A 5,148-nucleotide genomic window follows, 5' to 3' on the forward strand; every position below is an offset into this window, starting at 1 on the left:
CCATGAGGACGTAGTGATCGGCCCGGTCGGCGAGGGGCCGACGAAAGTCGGGCCGCGAGGCCAGCAGAAGCTGCAACGACGTCTCCGAGACATATTCGAAGGAGGTGATCGCTTCGCCTGTTTCGCGCTGGGCGGCATCGAGAATCCCGCTCAGATCCTCGATATGCCTGATCGCAAGGAACGCGGTTATCGTCTGCTGAGGCTTCCTGGTCAGTTTAAGCGAAGCGCCCGTGATGATGCCGAGCGTGCCCTCCGCGCCGATGAAGAGCTGCTTCACGTCGTAACCCGAGTTGTTCTTTCGCAGCGGGCTGAGCTCGCTGTAGAGCGCGCCATCGGGGAGCACCACTTCAAGCCCGAGAACCAAGTCCCGGGCCATGCCGTAGCGAAGGACCGAAACGCCGCCCGCGTTCGTCGACAAGTTGCCGCCGATCCGGCAGGACTGCTGTGAGCCGAGCGAGAGCGGCAGCAACAAACCCGCATCGTCGGCCGCCCGCTGAAGCTCGCTGAGGACGATCCCTGCATCCGCCGTCACCGAAAGGTTGCCCGGGTCGAGATCGCGCACACGGTTCATGCGTTCGAGGCTGACGATGAGTTCGTCCCCGCTGCGACTCGGAGTGGCCGCGGTGCAGTAGCTGGTGTTGCCGCCTTGGGGGACGAGTGGAACACGCGCTTCGGCACAGGCGCGGACGATCGCCTGGACTTCCGCGGTGTCCCGGGGCCTCAGCAATGCCCGGGCACTGCCCGTATAAAGCCGCCGGAAGTCGGTCGTGTAGGCGGCAACGATGTCCTGGTCGCAGGTAACGATGTCCTGCGGCAGCTTGGAGAGCACCCGAGCTATGGCATCCATGGTGTCAGAAATCTTCCTGAGGTTGCATTTGGAACCGGGCCAGGACCTGCCAGGCAAAACCGGTTGTCGGGAGGCGTGCGTCCCGGGCCGTCCGTGATCTTCGAGACCGCATGACGGAATCGATCGATAGCGGAGCAGCGTGCCTGTCAGCCGAGAATGTACTTCACCGGCACGTGACCCTTATCGACGATCGTCTTGATCACGATGTAGCTGAAGTACTTCTCCATGCCGATATTGCGCTCCAGTATGCCCTCCATGAGCTCCTGGTATCTCGCGACGTTCTTGGTCACGAACTTAAGCAGATAGTCGTACCCACCGCTCACCAGGTGACACTCTTGGAGTGCCTCGTATCGCTTGATCTCGACCTCGAACTTGATGAAGTCCTCGCGGCGGTGATCGTTGAGCGTCACTTCGGTGAAGACGGTAATGTGGTCGATAAGCTTCGCCAGTTGGAGGCGGGCATTGTAACTCACGACGTAGCCGGCTTCCTCCAGCCGTCGCAGCCGGGCAAGGCAGGGGCTTGGGGACAGCCCCACCGCGTCCGCCAGGTCGACATTCGTCAACCTGGCGTTCTGCTGGAGCTGCGCGAGAATATTGATGTCGATGCGATCAAGTCTCGGTGCGCCCGCCATTGCCGCGCTATTCCCTCATGTTCAGCCGCGAAGCGCTTCCTGATGCGCCTTCGCGAGATCGGCCATGCTGTTGAAGCGGAAGTCGTATTTCGGCATGTCGCCGGGATGCATCGTCGCGCCGAACCCGTCCTGGTCGTAGCGGCGGTAGATCCAACAGGACGCCAGACCATGTCTGTTTGCCGGTCCGTGGTCGTGGAACATGCTCTCGGCGGTGTGCAGGATCTCGTGCTTCTGGATACCGAGCGTCTCCAGCTTCTTGAGCATGTACTCGAAGTTGCGATCGGACGGCTTGTAGGAGCCGATATCCTCAGCCGTGTAGATCGCATCGAAGTCGACCTGGAGCTTATCGTTGCTCGCGGCGAAGCTCTCATCGTCCACGTTCGACAGGATCACGAGCTTGTAATGGCGCTTGAGGTACTGGAGGGCTCCCRCAGAGTCGGTGAATGCGGGCCAATTCTTGACCGACTGCCCATACGCAACGCACTCGTCCCATTTCACGGCGAGGCCCCACTCCTCGGCCAGTCGCTTGTAAACGATCGGCAGGAGGTCGCGATAATTCTTCGCCGGCGTCTGCAACTGCTGCGACGACTCGTGGCGAGCGTGCGCTTCCAGCACCTGATCGCGTGTGAGCGGATTCGCGAGCCGGCTGGTGAGCGGCTTGAGCCCCTCGAACATGCCCGTTTCCCAATCGATCAGCGTTCCGTAGCAGTCGAAAGTAAGAGCTTTGAAGTCCGTCAGTTTCATCGGTCTTGTCCTGTCTTCGAGGGAGCGAAACGATGGTCGGCGCCTATGGGCAACGGCATGGCGATCGATGAGGTGCCAGCGGCCCGGTCGGCATCTCCCGCGCGCCCTCATTGTGCCGCGCCTCGCGCCGCAATTGCGGGAAAACCCACAGCAACAATCCGCAGCTCTTGCCGAATGCAGCCGGTGAAACAGAGGCATCTGCCGCTCCTGTCGACACGTCAAGAAAGGCCCGGATGTCGTCGTGCGCGATCATCGAAACCTCACCATCGGCAGGTTCTCGCCACAGAAGGGCTGGGAGAGCTCGTCGGCTGTGATGTCGCGCAGGATCAGCATCAGCCCGAGGCCGACATCGTCCTTCACCCGCATCCGGCGGGGAGGGGAGAACGCATCGCCGACGCCATTGATGAGCACAGGATCCGGATGGCCTTCGGGCCTGACGAGGCCCTTCAAGCGGAGGAGACGGCTTCCGAAGAAACCGCTCAGGTTCTCGATCCATTCGGAGATCGAGCTCCAGGATGCATTCGGATTCCATTCCGCGAAGGCTACCGTGATGCGCGAGGCCGAGGCTGCAATCGCTGAGAAGCGAGCTACCCCGGGAACGGAGGGGTCGCCGTGCGTCGAGAATGCCGAAAGGGCCCGCTCGCGAGGCTGATCCATCAGGACTTGCGCCGCCAAGGGATTGAAGCTTTGAGCTTCGGCAGCRCAGCAAGCCCACTCCTGCCGGGAAAGTCGATCGAGCTTGGTCATCACGATCGTCTGCGCGGCCGCGAGTTGCGATGCGTAGTGCGGAAGGAAGCTGTCGCCGACGAATGGTGCCGACGCGTCGAAGGTTGCGACGATGCGGACATCGAACCCGACCTGCCGGATCGCGCGCAGCGACCGAACGATCGGGGCGGGTTCGGCGAGGCCGCTCGTTTCCAGAATGATGCGCCGCGGAGGTCCCAGGCGCCGCTCCGCCCGGGCCAGCAGCAAGGCATCGATCCCCTCCTGCAAATCATTGCCGAGGGAACAGCAGACACAGCCACCGTCGAGCGTGGCGAGCGCAAGGTTTCGATGGTCGGCAGCGATGACCGCCCCATCGATGTTGACCACGCCCGCATCGTTGACGAGAACGCCTGTGTCGGAGGTGTCGGCGAAGGAGAGATGGTCCGAGAGCAGCGTCGTCTTGCCGGATCCCAAAGGGCCCGTCAGCACGATGAACTCCGGTCGGTCCGTCATTGGGACAGGGCGATCCATCACGCCCCCAGCCTGGCTGCCGAAACCATCGCCTCGACATCCGCAAGGAGCTCGGCTGGGTCGTACAGTAGCCCCCCCTTGATCACGGTCTCAAGGCTCCGGTCCCAATCGACCGACTTCGTCGCGTCGTTCAGGCGCATCGTGCCGGTGCCGTAGAGCAGCTTGAAATCATTCAGCGGGTTGCTGCGGTGGATCAGGATATCGGCCCGCTTTCCGATCTCGAGCGTGCCGGTATCCTGCTCGATGCCCAGCAACTCGGCGCCACAGGTGGTGGCGGAACGCAGAACCTCGAGCGGGGTGAACCCGGCCTCCTGCAGAAGCTCCAGCTCCCGGACATATCCGAAGCCGTAGGTCTGGAACATGAAGCCGGAATCGCTGCCGACGGCGATGCGCCCGCCGAGGTTCTTGTAGTCGTTGACGAAGCGCATCCAGAGACGGAACGTTTCCCGCCATTCGATCTCGTTCGTCGTCGACCAGCGATACCAATAGGCGCCGTGCCCGCCGCGCTGGGGCTGGAAATAGGCCCATAGAGTGGGATCGGTGAAACGCTCGTGCCAATCGGCCCGCCGCGTGCGCATCAGGTCGCGGTTGGCGTCGTAGACGTTGAAAGTCGGCACGAAGCTGTGGCGAGCCTCTAGAAAACGGCCGAGGACCGTTTCCCATTTCGGCGAACCCGGGCGAGCCGCCTGCATGAAAGTCTGGCCTGCCGCCGAGAAACGCAGATACTCGTCGCCGTAATCATAGTCCGGCGGAAAGGCCTGCAGCGTCTGGTTTTCGAGCAGCGTCTCAGGGATACCGTAGGAATGCTCGGTGCTGCTGAGACCCCAGCCTGCAGTCTGGAGCGGGTTCATCCGGCCGACCGCGAGCTGGGAGTGGTGACAGCAGCTTCGCAGATCGCGCCGGATGCACTCTTCGAGCGCCGCCTTCATCAGTGCCGGCGGCGCACCGAAGAACTTCACGCCATCGGCACCGGCCACCTTTACGTCGCCGACCCAGGCGGCCGCCTGTTCCGGTGTATGCAGGGTCTTGACGTAGTCGGTCGTCGCCGGGAACGGCGCATAGGCCATGATCCGGGGGGCATCGATACGATGCTCCTCGGCGGCAGCCTTCTGCTGCAACGTCCAGGAAAGCCCGTTGAAGCAGCCGGTCTCGCGCACGGTGGTGATCCCGTGGCCGAGCCAGAGCTTATAGATGTAGTCGGCCGACGGCTGCGGTCCGTTCCTGGCATGGAACGGAGCGCCGATATGGGCGTGGCAGTCGATGAAACCCGGCGTGAGGAACTTTCCGGAGCAGTCGATCTCCAGGACATCCTCGGGGCGAACAGCCTCGGGCAGCTTCGCCTTGCCCGTCTTGGCCAGGGCCAGGATCCGGCCGTCCTCTACGATCAGATCCGCCGGCCCCCAGGGCGGAGCACCGGTTCCATCGATGATGCGGGCGCCCGTCAGCTTGAGATAACGACGGGGTTCACGGCCCCGTGTCCTTTCGGTCGCCGCCGCCAACCCAGGCAGCCCTGCAGCGGCGAACATGGCGGCGAATTCGTCTCCGGGAGCACCGGCGTTGGAGGTGCTTGTCATGATGGCGCTCTCACTTCGACGGGACAGGCACAATCGCCACGGAAGCCGCAGTATCGGCGTCGAATGATCCGGCACGCTCGTTTCGGAGGCCGAAAACGCCCTGTGGCCGTAGCTG

Annotated in this window: 5 protein-coding genes; all 5 read right to left on the minus strand. The window is 62.9% G+C overall.

Annotated elements, in window-relative coordinates; genetic code table 11:
- A partial coding sequence (locus tag AC1DVA_RS26215; protein WP_476807826.1) for an FAD-binding oxidoreductase occupies positions 1 to 847 on the minus strand: 847 nt, incomplete at its 3' end.
- A gap of 146 nt (positions 848 to 993) precedes the next feature.
- A complete protein-coding gene (locus tag AC1DVA_RS26220) occupies positions 994 to 1,479 on the minus strand; it encodes an Lrp/AsnC family transcriptional regulator (RefSeq protein WP_476807827.1) in 486 nt (161 codons plus the stop codon).
- Between the two features lie 21 nt (positions 1,480 to 1,500).
- Positions 1,501 to 2,223, minus strand: a complete 723-nt coding sequence (locus AC1DVA_RS26225) for a haloacid dehalogenase type II (protein ID WP_476807830.1) — start codon at positions 2,221 to 2,223, stop codon at positions 1,501 to 1,503.
- Positions 2,224 to 2,472: 249 nt separating this feature from the next.
- On the minus strand, positions 2,473 to 3,459 hold the full coding sequence (locus AC1DVA_RS26230) for a CobW family GTP-binding protein (protein ID WP_476807828.1): 987 nt from the start codon (positions 3,457 to 3,459) through the stop codon (positions 2,473 to 2,475).
- Positions 3,459 to 5,033 (minus strand): amidohydrolase family protein, encoded by a 1,575-nt coding sequence (locus tag AC1DVA_RS26235; protein ID WP_476807829.1) that lies wholly within the window; start codon positions 5,031 to 5,033, stop codon positions 3,459 to 3,461. The genes AC1DVA_RS26230 and AC1DVA_RS26235 overlap by 1 nt, the downstream gene beginning before the upstream one ends.
- Positions 5,034 to 5,148: the final 115 nt, after the last annotated feature.

It is taken from the genome of Allobosea sp. P4_C6 (genome assembly GCF_056402015.1).